The organism is Leptothoe sp. PORK10 BA2 (assembly GCF_034932105.1).
In the GTDB taxonomy this organism is placed as follows: Bacteria; Cyanobacteriota; Cyanobacteriia; order Phormidesmidales; family Phormidesmidaceae; genus Leptothoe.
Window position 1 is genome coordinate 15,611 of the sequence record NZ_JAYGIG010000127.1, and the last position, 14,776, is coordinate 30,386.

11 protein-coding genes are annotated in these 14,776 nt (G+C 52.4%); 5 read left to right on the top strand and 6 right to left on the bottom strand.

The features are described from left to right. Positions 1–9 precede the first annotated feature (9 nt). The 3 genes from VB741_RS20260 to VB741_RS20270 all read left to right on the top strand — a co-directional run bounded on the left by VB741_RS20260 (position 10) and on the right by VB741_RS20270 (position 5,256). A complete protein-coding gene (locus VB741_RS20260; RefSeq protein ID WP_323367045.1) occupies positions 10–1,611 on the top strand; it encodes an NADH-quinone oxidoreductase subunit M in 1,602 nt (533 codons plus the stop codon). Next, positions 1,608–2,747, top strand: coding sequence for a CO2 hydration protein (locus tag VB741_RS20265; RefSeq protein ID WP_323367017.1), 1,140 nt, complete (start codon positions 1,608–1,610; stop codon positions 2,745–2,747). Before VB741_RS20260 ends, VB741_RS20265 begins: the two co-directional genes overlap by 4 nt. A gap of 145 nt (positions 2,748–2,892) precedes the next feature. Then, positions 2,893–5,256 (top strand): heavy metal translocating P-type ATPase, encoded by a 2,364-nt coding sequence (locus VB741_RS20270; protein ID WP_323367018.1) that lies wholly within the window; start codon positions 2,893–2,895, stop codon positions 5,254–5,256. Between the two features lie 179 nt (positions 5,257–5,435). On the opposite strand, the gene VB741_RS20275 is transcribed toward VB741_RS20270, so the two are convergent. The 3 genes from VB741_RS20275 to VB741_RS20285 form a co-directional block, all read right to left on the bottom strand. Further along, on the bottom strand, positions 5,436–6,038 hold the full coding sequence (locus VB741_RS20275; protein ID WP_323367019.1) for a Maf family protein: 603 nt from the start codon (positions 6,036–6,038) through the stop codon (positions 5,436–5,438). A 51-nt stretch (positions 6,039–6,089) separates the two neighbouring features. Then, on the bottom strand, positions 6,090–6,638 hold the full coding sequence (psbP, locus tag VB741_RS20280) for a photosystem II reaction center PsbP (RefSeq protein WP_323367020.1): 549 nt from the start codon (positions 6,636–6,638) through the stop codon (positions 6,090–6,092). A gap of 283 nt (positions 6,639–6,921) precedes the next feature. After that, complete coding sequence (locus VB741_RS20285) at positions 6,922–7,656, bottom strand: DUF4184 family protein (RefSeq protein ID WP_323367021.1); 735 nt, start codon at positions 7,654–7,656, stop codon at positions 6,922–6,924. Between the two features lie 815 nt (positions 7,657–8,471). Between VB741_RS20285 and VB741_RS20290 the strand changes: the two genes are divergently transcribed. Together VB741_RS20290 and VB741_RS20295 are read left to right on the top strand one after the other, a co-directional pair. Continuing rightward, positions 8,472–9,281 (top strand): SDR family NAD(P)-dependent oxidoreductase, encoded by an 810-nt coding sequence (locus VB741_RS20290; protein WP_323367022.1) that lies wholly within the window; start codon positions 8,472–8,474, stop codon positions 9,279–9,281. Positions 9,282–10,312: 1,031 nt separating this feature from the next. After that, the gene (locus VB741_RS20295; RefSeq protein ID WP_323367023.1) at positions 10,313–11,041 is read left to right on the top strand and encodes a late competence development ComFB family protein; all 729 of its coding nucleotides are present in this window, start codon (positions 10,313–10,315) and stop codon (positions 11,039–11,041) included. Between the two features lie 36 nt (positions 11,042–11,077). Here VB741_RS20295 and argH read toward each other — a convergent pair whose 3' ends face one another. The 3 genes from argH to VB741_RS20310 form a co-directional block, all read right to left on the bottom strand. After that, positions 11,078–12,469 carry an argininosuccinate lyase gene (gene argH, locus VB741_RS20300; protein WP_323367024.1) on the bottom strand — a complete coding sequence of 464 codons (1,392 nt, stop codon included), beginning with the start codon at positions 12,467–12,469 and terminating at the stop codon, positions 11,078–11,080. A 123-nt stretch (positions 12,470–12,592) separates the two neighbouring features. Next, the gene (locus VB741_RS20305; RefSeq protein WP_323367025.1) at positions 12,593–12,826 is read right to left on the bottom strand and encodes a hypothetical protein; all 234 of its coding nucleotides are present in this window, start codon (positions 12,824–12,826) and stop codon (positions 12,593–12,595) included. 268 nt (positions 12,827–13,094) lie between these two features. Further along, the gene (locus VB741_RS20310) at positions 13,095–14,573 is read right to left on the bottom strand and encodes a PP2C family protein-serine/threonine phosphatase (RefSeq protein ID WP_323367026.1); all 1,479 of its coding nucleotides are present in this window, start codon (positions 14,571–14,573) and stop codon (positions 13,095–13,097) included. Between the last annotated feature and the right edge of the window lie 203 nt (positions 14,574–14,776).

The following is a 14,776-nucleotide window of genomic DNA, read 5'->3' on the forward strand; positions in this document are numbered from 1 at the left end:
GAGAAAATGATGCTAAGTGCGCTGTTATTCATTCCATTACTGGGGTCGCTGGCGGTTGTTTGTTGGCCCACTAAGTTGACCAGTCAACAGGCGAGAAGTGTCAGTATTGGCTTTTTGGTGGTCAATTTGGTGGCCAGTCTATATCTGCTGAGCCAGTTTGATTTGTCGGTGACTGGGCTGCAGTTTCGAGAGTCGGTGCCCTGGTTGGAAACCTTGGGGTTGGGGTATGAGCTGGGCATTGATGGCCTATCCCTGCCGTTGCTGATGATCAATAGTTTGCTATCCCTGGTGGCGGTGTATGCCAGTGATGCGGATGTTCAACGACCCAGGCTCTATTACTTCCTGTTGTTGATCATTACTTTTGCCGTGGCGGGGGCGTTTGTCGCCCAAAACCTGTTGCTCTTCTTTATCTTTTATGAGCTGGAGCTGATTCCTCTATATCTCTTAATTGCGATTTGGGGTGGTCCTCAGCGAGGCTACGCCGCTACTAAATTTCTAATTTATACGGCCCTGTCTGGGATTTTGATTCTGGCGTCGTTTTTGGGGCTGGTTTGGCTCAGTGGGGCCAACAGTTTTGACTACAGTGCCACCATGGCCAACGGTCTACCTTGGATCCAACAGGCGGTTTTGTTGGCCGCCTTGCTGATTGGCTTTGGCATCAAAATTCCTCTGTTTCCGCTCCATACGTGGCTGCCCGATGCCCACGTACAGGCCTCTACACCGATTTCTGTGCTGTTGGCCGGGGTGCTCCTGAAGCTGGGCACCTACGGTCTGTTTCGGTTCGGTGTCTGTACGTTTTCTGAAGTGTGGGTGGATTTAGCCCCCTATTTAGCCTGGTGGGCTGTGGTTAGTGTGCTCTATGGCTCCCTGGCTGCCATTGCCCAAACCGATATGAAAAAAATGGTGGCCTATAGCTCGGTGGGGCACATGGGCTATGTGCTGCTGGCGGCGGCGGCGGCTAACCCCCTGAGTTATGTGGGGGCCGTTTTTCAGATGTTGAGCCACGGCTTTATCTCGGCCCTGCTGTTCCTGTTGGTGGGGGTGGTTTACAAAAAGACCGGCACCCGTGATTTGACCCTATTGCGCGGTTTATTAAATCCAGAGCGGGGCCTGCCCATCATTGGTAGTGCGATGGTGTTGGCCGTCATGGCCAGTGCAGGCATACCCGGGATGGTGGGCTTTATTTCTGAGTTTATTGTCTATCGCGGTAGCTTTGTCAGCTTCGCCCCCCAAACCCTGTTGTGTCTAATTGGTTCTGGTCTCACGGCGGTGTACTTTTTGCTGTTGGTAAACCGGGCCTTTTTCGGTCGGTTGGCGGTGACCGCATCCCCGACGGCGGTCCAAGATCCTGTTTTGCCGGTGGTGACCTGGCGGGACCGGGCCCCGGCGTTGTTGTTAGTGTTGTTGTTGTTTGTGTTTGGCCTTAGTCCCAGCTGGATAACTCGCTGGATTGAACCCACCACTACGGCTATGTATGATGCGATGCCGGTCAAACTGGATCGGGATCGGCATCCGGCCTATCGGACTTCGCAATTGCTCGATGCGCCCCTAGATCTGGCTGATGCTTCCGTCGATATCGTGACCTGTGCTAACGGGGATTGTGCCTTATGAACCAAACGATACCTGCTCAGTTGAAGAATATTCATCCCTTTGCCCACTATGTGGATCGTCTGTTGGCCGGTGGCACTCTGTTGCCAGATACGCCGGACAATGTGCTGGAGGTGATGGGAGCCTTGGATAGCTATGGCGTCGTGCTCAATCGCTATTCCATTAATCTGATTCACATTGCTGATCATCAGTTTTTGAACCTGTTTCCCTTGTTCAAATACTTTGATGGGGAGATTAATCCGACCAGAATGTGGCAGCATTTTTGCCACGACCGGATTAACTATGAGTATGCCGAGTACACCATGAAGGCCATGATGTGGCACGGTGGTGGTGGTTTGGATGCTTACTTGGATACAGATGAATTTCGGCAGAATTGTCAGGCTGCGATCGCAGCCAAATTCAAGTTCAACCCTGTGATCCAAATCCTCCATCGCGCCTTTCCCGAGTTTCTGATCGAGCAGATTCGCCAGCTTTCCTACTACAGCGGTTTAGGCCAGTTTTGGCGGGTGATGAGCGACATTTTTACCTCCTTGACCGATCGCTATCTGCGCGGGGAAATTGAGCATATTATCCAGATTGTTGACCACGTTAAGGATGGCCTGGTGGCTGATGCGGCCCGACCTATTACCTACAGCGTGGACATCGGTGGGAAAACCTACGATCTGCTACCCGCCTCGGCCGGTTTGACCTTTTTGCCTGATACGGCCATTCCCTATGTGGAGTCCATCTTCTTCCGGGGTGCTCCATTCCTGGGGACCGTTTCCTATAACGCCCAGGCCCAGCAAATTTCCCCGGACAATAGCCGGTTTGCCTACGGTGCCCTATACGCTGATCCCTTACCCGTTGGGGGTAGCGGCATTCCTCCCACCCTATTGATGCAGGATATGTTTCGCCATCTGCCAGACTATCTTGAGGCCCACTATCTCAAAACTGAGCGGGGGTTGGGGGATGTGCGGGTGAAAATCTGTGCCAGCTTTCAGCGGTCCATGTTCTGTGTGACCAATGCGGCGTTGATTGGCCTGTTGCCCGGTGGGGCCGGGGCTACTGATCCTGAGGCGGTGGCGGCCAATCGGGAGTTTTTGCTGGGGTGGATGGATCGGCTGGCCTCTTCCCAGTTGGAACAAGTGCAAACCCCGTAGATGCAAACCCGTAGAGATCGACAGGGTTTAGGGACGTTGCAGGCAATGTCCCTAAACCCTGTGAAAATTTTTATGGGCGCTGGCGCAAACCCCTTCGATCGGCGTTAGGCTCAAGCTATTACCCGAGATTAGATCCTGTTTGCCTATGTCTTCGACGGTGTTACCGCTACCCCCGTCTGCCGTTACCCCTGAGTCCCTGGCCGTTGCCGTGTTCAATGTGGAGGGGATGATGTGTGCGGGTTGTGTGCAGGCGGTGGAAACCCAACTGCGCCAGTGTGATGGGGTGGCGGTGGCCACCGTGAATTTGGTCACCGCCGCCGCTGCGGTGCAGTACCAGGCGGAACGGGTCGAGCCGGAGCATCTGGCGGCGGTGTTGACTGAGGCAGGGTTTCCTAGCCAGCTCCGGCAGGCGGATGGGGTGGATGGTTGGTCTGCACAGCAGGTGGTGGCGCAGCAGGGGCAGGGGAGGAGGGTTGCGATCGCAATCCTTCTCCTAGGCTTTTCCATCATTGGCCACCTGCATCATGGGGGCGGCATCACCATACCCATTCTCAGTGGTCTTTGGTTTCACTTTGTCCTCGCCACCCTCACCCTGGTTGGCCCCGCCCGAGGGATTTTGCAAGACGGTTGGACCGGTGCCCGGCGAGGCCGCCCCAATATGAACACCCTCGTCAGCATCGGCGCATTAAGTGCCTATGCCGCCAGTGTGGTGGCCCTCGTCATGCCCAACCTAGGCTGGGAGTGCTTTTTTGATGAGCCGGTGATGCTGCTCAGCTTTATCCTTCTGGGTCGCACCCTAGAAGAACGCGCCCGTTTCCGAGCCACCGAAGCCCTGCGGGGGCTGATTGCTCTTCAGCCAGGCACTGCCCAGCTAGTCACCGCCCCCGGTCAAACCATGGTGATTCCCCTTGCCCAGGTGCAGGTGGGCGATCGACTCCAGGTGTTACCGGGCGACAAAATTCCGGTGGATGGCCAGATTGAAGCCGGCCAAACCACCCTGGACGAAGCCTTGGTCACCGGAGAGTCCCTGCCCGTCACCAAGCAAGTGGGGGATCGGGTGATTGGCGGCACCCTGAACCAGTCCGGGGCCATCGTCATCCAGGTCAACCGCACCGGAGCCGACAGTACCCTCGCCCAAATGATTACCCTGGTGGAGTCGGCCCAAACCCGCAAAGCCCCGATTCAAAGGCTGGCGGACACCTTATCCGGCTACTTTACCTACACCATTTTGGCCCTGGCCCTAGTCACTTTTTTGTTTTGGTATGGGGCCGGGGTGACCCTGTGGCCCGAGGCGGTCCAGATAGCCATTAATCCTCACCATGGCCACCAGGCCCACCAGCTGATGGATCAGCTGATGTACCAGACGATCGACACCTCCCGACTGCTGGTCAGCCTCAAATTAGCCATTGCCGTGGTAGTTATTTCCTGTCCCTGTGCATTGGGCCTGGCCACCCCCATGGCCATATTAGTCGGGTCCGGCATTGGCGCTCAGCGCGGTCTGTTAGTCCGGGGCGGGGATGTGCTGGAAACCGCCCATCGCCTAGATACGGTGGTGTTTGATAAAACCGGTACCTTGACCACGGGCCAGCCACGGGTGACCCATTGCCACAGCTATGACCCCAGTCTCACCCCCGACGATGTGCTCCGCCTAGCCGCCAGTGTGGAAAAGGGCACCCGTCACCCCCTGGCGGCAGCCATTCTGACCGAAGCCAACCAGAGACAGCTCACCCTCACCGACGTGACCGATAGCGCTACCACGCCAGGTCTCGGGGTGGTGGCCCAGCTAGAGAGCCAAACTCTGCATCTTGGTAATGAAGCTTGGTTAGCCCAGGCCCACATCCCCACCGATCGGGCCAAGGATGCAGTCAACACCTTTAGCCGCCAGGGACGCACCCCTGTCTATGTGGCGGTTAACCAGCAGCTCGTGGGCCTGATCGCCATTGCCGATCGTCCCCGTGACGAAGCCATCCCTGTGATCCAGCAGCTCAAGGCGAAAAACTTACAGGTGCAGCTCTTGAGCGGTGATCGTCCCGAAGTGGCCCAGCGGCTGGCCCTGGAATTAGGCATTGAAGTCTCTGCTGGAGGCATGACCCCAGCGGACAAGGTCAGCGCCATTGAAAAACTGCAGCACCAAGGCCACTGTGTCGGTTTTGTCGGCGACGGCATTAACGATGCCCCCGCCTTAGCCCAAGCCGACATTGGCCTAGCCATGCATTCCGGTACCGACATCGCGATGGAAACCGCCGACATTGTGCTGATGCGCGATGACCTTACCGATGTCTTAGCCGCCCTCGAGCTAAGCCGCAGCACCTTCAACAAAATTCGTCAGAATCTGGCCTGGGCCTTTGGCTATAACCTGGTGTGCATTCCCCTAGCGGCGGGCGTGTTGCTGCCCCGGTTTGGCATTGCCCTCAGCCCTGGCTTTGCCGGAGGCTTCATGGCCTTTAGCTCCATGGCGGTCGTGCTGAATTCCCTGCTGCTGCGCTGGCAATTGAGGGAAAGGGCTTAACGCTTTTCCTCTGCTATGGCCGCTAACGCCTTCATTATTTGCAATGTCTCTAGCCTTTCATTTTGGCTACCAGACCATACAGGGGTAGGGATGATTCCGGGGCCGCCATCATATAGTCCAAGTTATCGCTTGTGAGTTTAGACATCAATCGCCCGATCTGATGTCCTTAACCCATGCAGTCATACCTTTTGCCAAAAATCGGTGACTCGATATCCTAGCTCCTCTAGCATATCTCGCAGCATCGGCATACTGAGGCCAATCACATTGGTGTGGCAGCCCTCCAGTTTCTCAATAAAAAAGCCGCCCTTGCCATCAATGGTAAAGGCCCCGGCGCAGTTCATCGGTTCGCCCGTGGCCACATAGTCTTCAATTTCGCGATCGCTAACCCAACCAAAATGCACCTTAGTCACCTGGCAGCGAGTCAGGGTTTTAATCGCCTGGGGTGCAATTAACGTATGGCCCGTAAACAATTCCCCCACCTGGCCCCGCATCTGGCACCATCGCTGCACGGCGGCCTCTGGCGTTTCCGGTTTGCCATAAATGACCCCCTTAAACGCCAACACCGAGTCACACCCCAACACCAGCCCATTGGGGAATAGGGGCGCTACCGCCTCAGCTTTACCCAAAGACAGGGCTTGCACTAGGGCATCCGGCTCCTTGAGGGTGATTTGGTCTTCATCAAACTGACTGGGGGACACAAACGGCTGCACCCCAGCATTGAGCAACAGCTGTCGCCGACCGGGGGAAGCCGACGCCAATACAAACTGGGGAGCAGCGACCATGGGATGACGGGGGATAACGTGTAAACCTAATAAACCTAAGCCTAATAAACCCTAATACACCGAGAACGAAGCAACGGAGCGAGTCAGGGAAGCCTTCAGTCGCTTCCAGCTGGTTTCTGGTACAGAAGCATTGTAGGTAAAGAGTTGACCACGACGCACGATGGCGCTGGCTAGGTTATGTCGGGCCCCAGCCGATGTCTTGGTCAGATACTCCAGAATGTAATAGGTCTTACCCTCCGCTGTCTCAATATTTTGGGCGCTCACCAGTTCCACATCACGACTGCCACCAGCCATTTCCGTAATACTTTTGGATAGCTTATAGCCCACTTCCGTGGGGCCACCTAACTCTTCCAGGGTTTTACCCTCCGCCACCGGACTTACCACCACACTGACATTTTCCGTGGGGTTAATAATGTCATGAAAAACCACATCCGGTCCTTCCGATACATTCACCTCGATCCAGCCGGTGGGGTAGCTAAATTGATAGCCCTGAAAGGTATTAGCATAGTCCAGCAAACTTACAGGAGCTGAACCGCTACAGGCCTGTAGGCCAAACATTGTGGCAAATACAAACATCAGGGCCGTCAGTCGCTTTAGCATTGGGAATACCGGTTAAGTAATATGAACTAGATTGACAATTTTTACTGTCATCGTGTTCATTATCGCATTTTATGGAAAGTCTTTACCTTGTATAGCCAAGCAAGTCGGTATGGGTTCTATCCAGTCCCAAAGTGGACTATTAAATTTCAGGCCAGATAGATCTTTTGGATCATTATTTTCCAGATGTATCTACCCAGTAAACGTAGCAATGGCACCAGATATTGCTATGTTTACTGGGTCTTTTATTGCCGAGTCTTTGGCATCGGTCGACGGTGGACTGAACTTATCTCCTATGGTGGACATGCCAGGCCACGGCGTAAAGCCCCAGAAGTCCACAGAATCCACTCATAGTCACAATGACCGCTTGCACAGCAAAACCTTTGAACCCGCCCACAGGGTAATACAACAACCCATAGACGAGACCCAAGAGGCTAGAGGAAATTGTTATTAAAACCAGCAGCAAGGGGTTGGATCTCTCGGTGACCATTGGTGTCTCCTGAGGGGGTTGTTGCCAGAGCCATTGTGCAGCCCAAACGATAACAACTAGACCCCCCAGAATAGTGCTGAGATATTGCAACAGTTTATAAAATAGGAGAGTCTCACCGGCTACTGTAATGACTGGCTGTTCCAAAATAGGTAGTAGTTTCACCCCTTGCCCATAGCTATGGGTGAAACTATCCCAAAAGATGTGGGTAAAGGCACCGATGAGAATGGAGACCACGATCCAAGGCCAGCTAGGGTTGAACGAGTGGCCCGGTAGGCGAAGGCGAATGGACCTAGGCAGAAGAGATTGGAGGGGTTGCTGGAGCCAATGGTGGTAGAGGAGGAGGACCGCCAGACTAGCGGGCAGGCAAAAGATCAAGAGACCCGGCAGGGTATGGGTGATGGCCTGGTTGGGAATGCCAGGGATGAAGTAGAGAAAGTCTGGGCTCATGCTGCCGGTGATGAGAGCGGACAGGATGAAGGGACGACGGTTGAAGGGGATGATGGCAGCAGCGTGGCTAATGGTAAAAGGCATGGTAGAAATTCGAGGGGACGAATTAGGATTTCATGGGATGTATCAGAGCTTACCTTTCCAGGTATCAGTGATCTCCCTCACCCCATTGCGATTGCAAATATTGTTCGCATTTTTAATTGCAAATAATGTTTTCTCATCAGTTCGACATCAGTGGATATTACATCTCCGCGCTATTACCCATTTATCTATCCTCTTTCCATACCAAGGGTATTTCCCTACCCTATTACCCAAGCAGATATATGAGAGTTCTCAGAATGAGCTAATTGATTGCCAGAAGGGGGTTTGATCGATATTACCTGAATCCATAACCTGCCAGAACACCCCATAATTAACCGATTTATGAGAAAAAAGGCCCTCACGCTCCCATAAATCCTTTTAAATAAATTTTCTGATCGGCAAAATCATTTGCCTGTAATGTATTTGGCCATTAAACCTCTCTCATATTTTCCCCAATGTCATGCTCTTCTTAAATAAATGTTGCAGCTTATGTTTCCAATTGCTAAGATGGCGTTGTTCATGAATTGTTTGTGATGCAGTTTGAAACGATCACCCATGCATCATGTCTAATTGGCAATTCAATGTCCCGTCGCTGATTTGGAGCAAGATTATGACTGTTGTTACAACAACTCATTAATAGATTGAAAATTGTCTCAAATCAATGATCAGTAACGATTTTCACCTAGAGGATTTCAGCAAGCGTAGCGATTTTTCCTAGGTTCCCACCCCCAAGAAAATATTCTGACATCAGTACAACCCTGGTTCCTATCTGCTGTTTAGATTGGGCCTGGTTCCAGGTATCTTTGGAGATTTTTTACATGGATATGAAAGGAAAGACGGCTCTGGTCACCGGAGCCTCACGTGGTATTGGCCGAGCAATCGCCATTGAATTAGCAAAACAAGGCGCTAGCTATATATTGCTCATTGCTCGTAACCTACCAAAACTAAAGGAAGTGGCAACAGAAATTCGGGCCTATGGAGCCCAAGCCATTCCCTTATCTGTGGACCTGACCGAAGCCAAAGCGGTCAATATTGTTGTGGCCCAAGCTTGGAACGACTATGGCCCGTTTGATCTCCTCGTCAACTGCGCTGGCATTGCTTCCCAGTCAAACTTTCTACAAAGCAACCTGGGGCAGGCGCGCGCCGAAATCTCCACTAATTTAATGGGACTATATACCGTCACCTGGCTAGTAGGGCGGCGCATGGCCTCCCGTCGCCGGGGCATCATTGTCAATGTTTCTAGCCTGATGGGTAAAGTTGCGGCCCCCACCATGGCCACCTATTCGGCTACTAAGTTTGCTGTTGTTGGCTTTACCCAGGCCCTGCGCCATGAGTTGGCCCCCTATGATGTGCGCGTGGTTACCCTGCTGCCCTCCCTCACAGACACCGATATGGTTCGGGAGTTTAACTTGTTCCGTGGTTTGGTGCCTCTAAGTACGGAACAAGTGGCTCAAGGGCTGATGACGGGACTCAAGTCCCGCAATGTCGAAATTACCATTGGTTGGCAGAGTCATTTGGCCCTATGGGTTCATCAGTTTGTCCCCCAGCTGATGGATGCCGTGATCCGTTTCACGAGCCCAGCCTATAACCGCTCCACACCGACCTATCCCAGGCCCAGGGGTATTTAGCCAATGTATATTGAGTCCCACAGCCCAATATTGAGTCCCACAGACTCATAGACTTCACCCCCGACATTTCCTACCTCCAGGGGCTGTGAAATGTTGGGGTATTTTGGGGCTGACATTGGGTGAATATACGGAGAAAAGTTCCGTGCTAAAACTACGCAGTACCGATCCCTAGCTTTTCCCATATCCATCTTTGGGACAGCGCTTATCTTCAATAATTGCCTTTTTTAGACCCAGAGAGTGGTTCAGCGAGCATTAAATCTACTGTTCTAAGTTGATGACAAAATGTAAGTAAATTATGAAATCCAGTGATAAGTAATCAACGTCCGTTAAGACAGTTATTGACGTATTTTTTTTGAAGAAATTAATAGGTTCGTAATTTCATGGCGTTGCGCGACCTAGATCTTGAAATACTATGACCCCTTTTAATTAAGGGCTAGAAGCCAATTGATCCCCAGATTGCGAGTTTTGATTTTGGAATGTATATGTGCTCAATTTAAGTAATTAATACTTTTGAAATAAATTCAACGTCTAGGGGGACTCAGTTAGATTGAAAATTGATCAATTACCTAAATAAATCCCCATTTGTGCAGTATTTTTTTACTTTTGATTAAAAAAGTGGCTATTTGTAAATTGCATAGCGATTTGGCGACTCGATAGTTATACTGATAGGGTGTAACACCCCCTGTATCAGGCTCCGTAATTACGAGCGTCCAGGGATACTATTGATGATTTCACATTGTGATTTCACATCGATAGTTGTCCTGATTTACGGTTGGGGATCCGGAAATCAGGATTGGGGTTTGAATCTATTCTTTGCATGGTGAGGCTTGTTTTTTGAGCTTGCTCTTCTCTATGCCTGGAATGTTTCCTGAGTGTCACTAAGGTGAGTGCCACCCATTCAGCACTGAAGCTGATTTCAGCTGCAGTAGTCATTGGTCTAATGGACACTGGTCTAATTGGCTAAGTCGCAGACCACATCGATCAAAAATATGGCTTTAGGCCGGGCTTGTTGTTAAGTAGGTGGCAATACCATGATTAATGTGAAAGCATCTCCCCCTCGGGAATACATTAACGTCATGGAACTGTTGGTGGCGGAAGAGGTGGAGCGGCAGCTGCGCCAGTTACCAACGCGTGTTCTTAAATATGTAAAGGCGATTGAGGTGGAAACCTACGCCTTAAATCGTTTGCCATCGCTCTATGCGGCCAGTGAAAAAGGTTGGCATAGCCAGTATCAGAAAGCTAGGCAGGAGCTGGCGAAGGATATTAGCGGTGCGGTACGACAGGCGATTGCGGCTGTTCAGGTTGATCCGTTGCGTGCCTCTCGACCCTTGCCCCCTCCACCGTCGGCCCCGTTGGTAAATGCGGCTTTGTTGGAGCAGTTTCGAGCTGCCTTGGGCCAGCCCCACCTAACTTGGGATTCCTTGCTGCGTAAGTGTAAGCGGGCTGGGGCCGCTAGGCGGGGGACCATCGATCGGCATGCTGATCGATACTCAAGTGGGCATCCAGTTGCCGACATTCCTACTGATAATGCTGAACCCTACTCGGCAGTGGCGGCCTATGCTGTTGAAGACTATGCGGCGGCCTACGCTACGGGTGATGAAGGGGTTAGTCACAGCCCAGATCACCATGTCAAGGGTTGGCGACCGGGGACCTATGGCGAAACATCCTGGCATCCTAAGCGACACCACGGTTATCAGGCTGCAACACCTTCTTCTTCATTGCCGCCGGGCTACGACTGGAATGATTCTAGGTATCGTTAGAAGTAGTCAAAAGAAGTAATCACTATTGGGTGCTTTTTAATCGCTCTCAACTAGTTTTTGGGCCTGGGCTAGAGCCTGCCGAACTTGGTTAAATCCGGTGCCTCCTAGGCTGTTGCGGGCGGCGACGACCTGCTGCGGTGCGATCGCATCATAAATATCCTCTGCAAACGCCGGATGAATTGTCTGCCACTCTTCTAGGGTTAGGTCCTTCAGCAGCTTGCCAGCGGCCAGGGAGGTTTTTACCACCGTGCCCACCAGGTTATAGGCATCCCGAAACGGAACACCCTTAGCGGCCAGATAGTCCGCCACATCGGTGGCGTTAGAAAAGTCACTAGCCACGGCCTCCGCCAGGCGCTGGGGGCGAAATTCCAGGCCCTGGTGCAGCAAAATTGTCATGGCCTGCAGACAGCCCTGTACCGTATTTACCGTGTCAAATAGGGCTTCTTTGTCTTCCTGCAGATCCTTGTTATAGGCCAGGGGCAGTCCCTTCATGATGGTCAGTAGCCCCTGCAAATGGCCAAACACGCGCCCGGTTTTACCCCGCACCAGTTCGGGGATATCGGGGTTTTTCTTTTGGGGCATGATGCTCGATCCGGTGGAGCAGCTGTCGGTGAGGGTGACAAACCGAAATTCCTCTGACGCCCAGAAGATTACTTCTTCCGCCAGGCGCGACAGGTGCACCATGATTAAACTGGCGGCCCCGGCAAACTCAATTGCAAAGTCCCGATCGCTGACGGCGTCTAGGCTGTTGGAGTAAATTCGCTCAAACCCTAGCTGATCGGCGGTGTACTGCCGATCAATAGGAAAGGTGGTCCCCGCCAAGGCCCCCGCTCCCAAAGGGCAGATGTTGACCCGCTTGACCACATCCCCTAGGCGCTCGTAGTCCCGCTGGGCCATGTCCACGTAGGCCAGCAGGTGATGGGCCAAACTGAGGGGTTGGGCCCGCTGTAGATGCGTATAGCCGGGAATCAGGGTTTCTACGTGGTCCGCCGCATGGGCCAATAGGGCCTTTTGGAAATCCTTGAGCAGGGTGCGGAGGGTGTGGATGTGCGATCGCAAATACAACCGAGTATCCGTCCCCACCTGATCATTGCGCGAGCGGCCCGTGTGCAGCTTTTTGCCCAAGGGCCCCAGCAGTTCCGTCAGTCGTCGCTCCACCGCAAAATGAACATCCTCCTGATCCACCCCAGGAGTAAACGCACCCTGGCGATATTCCAGACGGATTTTTTCCAGCCCATCTACCAGCTGCTGACCTTCCTCAGCCGAAATAATCCCCACCTTAGCCAGCATTTTGGCATGGGCCTGGGACCCGGTCAGATCATATTCCACCAGGGCAATGTCAAACCCTATGCTGGCATTAAACTCAGCAATCACCGGATGCAACCCTGTCTCAAATCGCTGACTCCAGGGGGTTGATGACGTACTCAAATCGTAAAAACTCCTACAAAGAATGATCCAAAAACGACCCAAAGTTGCCGACCCAGCGACACCCGCTGAGTGAAATTACCCCACGGTATTGGTGTAAACGGCGGTGGCGTAATAAACGATGGACTAGTAAGTCGTGATCCCGCGAATGGCGTAGCCTAGGACAATGCCAATCAATAACGCCCACACCTGCCCAGACTCAACAAAATTTCCCAGGATCTCCCCCGAGTGATCAAAGAAATTATTCTCAAACTGCTGAGCAATCACCGGGGTGGCCATCATATCCGCGGTTTGCCCCAGCAGGGGAGTATCAGACGGAGTGAAATCGCTAAAGGAAAGGGTCTCTGTATCAATTTTCATGGGGCTTGCTAAAAAGGGTAGAGAAATAGTCGTTTAGGCTTTTCTGATATAAACCTTGTCCACGTCCAGAACGAGCGATCACTGATGCTGTGGACTATGGCCACAAGGCTTAAGCAACCCGATCATTGCACTACAGCTAAATAACATCAAGCTGCTCAGCAAATTGGAGTAACGGACCACAGAGCACCCCTGCCATTTGCTAACCCAAACTACCAGACCCAAACTTACTCAGTACCGAGGTCTCGCCGAGGTTTCACCCAAGTCTTGCCTAGGTTTCAATGGTCGAAAGTTGCCGAAACTCCGCCGGTTGAGTTACCTGCATCACCACCAGCGTCGTGTCATCGTCCTTGGAGCGATCAGGACCAATAAAGTGGCGTAATAAATTAAACAGATACTCCAAAATCTCCTGGGAGCTATCCAGATTACGACAGGCCCAGCATACAGCTTTAATCAAATTGTCTTCATCAAATCGCTCACCGCGAATATTCGCTGCATCGGTAAAGCCATCCGTGTAGAAAATTACCACGTCCCCAGGGTAGAGCTGCACTTGGCCCTCATGATAGCGGGTGTCAATATCCAGCCCTAGCAACATGCCATCAGCATCTAATCGATGGATGCTATTGGTCGATGCCTGCCACAGTAGGGGCGGGTTATGGGCCGCATTGCCATAGGAAAATAGCTGGGTTCTGGGGTCATACTCTGCATAGAACAGTGTCACAAACCGATTGGAACTCTCCAAATCGTTATGCATGACGCAGTTGAGATTCTGCAAAATTTGCCCAGGGGAATGATTATTGAGCACCTCCGCCCGCAGCATGCCCCGTAACATGGTCATAATTAAGCCCGCAGGCACCCCCTTACCCATCACATCCCCAATGGCAATGCTCCAGGGCTGACCCGATGCCATGGCTGTAGTCGGATTGCGCAGCTGGTCATAGGTGGTGGGAATAAAGTCGTAATAGTCCCCCCCTACTTTTTGAGCTGTCTGACAACGGGCCGCCAAATCCACCCCTTCAATCACCGGACATTGACGAGGCAGAAGCTTTTCCTGGATCTCCGCCCCCAGCTCTAGCTCCCGATCTAAACGTTCTTTTTTCCGCAGGGCCAGGGTAAGTTCGTCATTTTCAATGGCTACCGCTGTTTGGTCCGCCACCAGTCGCACTAATTTCTGTCGAGTTTCTGTCCAGGTATAATCCCCATCGTCACTAAAAACGTACAGACGTCCACGCTCAACGTTTTGTACAATAATAGATGTGCCAAACAATTTTAGATCCGGAGCCAGAAAGTGATTTAGCTGTTGATCCAGCGTGCTCATGGCACTGCGAGCAGCTTGGTGAGTGAGGGCAACGGCCTCCCCTTCTTTTTCCTGGGTTTCAAGGGAGCCCACCAAGGACGAAGTGATCTGCCGCGTGGCCGATTCCAGGGCACAGCGTACGGTTTGGCAAGTGTCATTGGCCGGACAATATAGCCGCTCTAATCGCAGTTGGCCATTGGGCCGAAATAGGACTAGTGCACCGCCAGTCGCATCGGTTACCCGACTGGCGATCATGGGAATCAACTCTAAAAACTGACTAATATTATTCAGACTTCTGAGGGCAAACCCCAAGGAACTCAGCAAGTCTTGAATTTTGTACTGCTCCCGTTGCAGTCGTGCCACCAGTTCCTTGAGGGCAAACACAGGTGTGCCGCCCGGCAGAGTGCTGCCCTCGGGAAGGGAATTAAAGGGTAGCGATGGACTGGGCGACATAAGCGCAATCGACGGCAAGGTCGATATCTAGGGGCTATACAGCAATGGGCAATCAGTCGTGACCGATGGGACGGACAGCATCAATCTGAACATAGATACCATCCAGGCAAGATGTTTCAGAGTAAATCCCTGATGGGGCAGCAAGGCTCCAAAATACGTCGTTGCTGAATTGGATGAAACGATCTGCTAGAAATTCCATGGGC

What these genes read in the sequence shown, in the direction of transcription:
- VB741_RS20305 (WP_323367025.1), bottom strand. Translation starts at nt 12,826, where the DNA reads ATGAAAATTGATACAGAGACCCTTTCCTTTAGCGATTTCACTCCGTCT.
- psbP (WP_323367020.1), bottom strand. Translation starts at nt 6,638, where the DNA reads ATGCTAAAGCGACTGACGGCCCTGATGTTTGTATTTGCCACAATGTTT.
- VB741_RS20265 (WP_323367017.1), top strand. Translation starts at nt 1,608, where the DNA reads ATGAACCAAACGATACCTGCTCAGTTGAAGAATATTCATCCCTTTGCC.
- VB741_RS20275 (WP_323367019.1), bottom strand. Translation starts at nt 6,038, where the DNA reads ATGGTCGCTGCTCCCCAGTTTGTATTGGCGTCGGCTTCCCCCGGTCGG.
- VB741_RS20270 (WP_323367018.1), top strand. Translation starts at nt 2,893, where the DNA reads ATGTCTTCGACGGTGTTACCGCTACCCCCGTCTGCCGTTACCCCTGAG.
- VB741_RS20260 (WP_323367045.1), top strand. Translation starts at nt 10, where the DNA reads ATGCTAAGTGCGCTGTTATTCATTCCATTACTGGGGTCGCTGGCGGTT.
- VB741_RS20285 (WP_323367021.1), bottom strand. Translation starts at nt 7,656, where the DNA reads ATGCCTTTTACCATTAGCCACGCTGCTGCCATCATCCCCTTCAACCGT.
- VB741_RS20310 (WP_323367026.1), bottom strand. Translation starts at nt 14,573, where the DNA reads ATGTCGCCCAGTCCATCGCTACCCTTTAATTCCCTTCCCGAGGGCAGC.
- VB741_RS20290 (WP_323367022.1), top strand. Translation starts at nt 8,472, where the DNA reads ATGGATATGAAAGGAAAGACGGCTCTGGTCACCGGAGCCTCACGTGGT.
- VB741_RS20295 (WP_323367023.1), top strand. Translation starts at nt 10,313, where the DNA reads ATGATTAATGTGAAAGCATCTCCCCCTCGGGAATACATTAACGTCATG.